Annotated in this window: 1 protein-coding gene; it reads right to left on the minus strand. The window is 66.0% G+C overall.

What is annotated here, in order from left to right:
- Nucleotides 1-262: type IV pilin protein (locus tag SCA31_RS23980; RefSeq protein WP_410699499.1), on the minus strand; the 262-nt coding region annotated here is incomplete at both ends.

Raw genomic sequence — 262 nt, forward strand, 5'->3', positions numbered from 1 at the left:
GGGTAAAGATGCCGCAGGCGTCGTCCCGCATTGGGCCGGCTTCGGCTGGCACAGCCTCAACTGAGTACCCGCCGTTTGCTTCGTCCGCCGGCAGCACCCCTACCCGATAGACCGGCGTGCCGAATTGCGGCGCCTGATCGAAGCCCGGCGGCAACGTCGCAGCGCTGTCGCTTGCCGCTCTCTCGACAAATTGGGCTGCCCGATAAAGTGCGGATGCTGCATCGATTCGGTGCGTTCGCGCGACGTGGCTCCGGTACGACGG

The sequence above is a fragment of the Chryseobacterium sp. SIMBA_028 genome, assembly GCF_046535285.1.
Classification (GTDB): domain Bacteria; phylum Bacteroidota; class Bacteroidia; order Flavobacteriales; family Weeksellaceae; genus Chryseobacterium.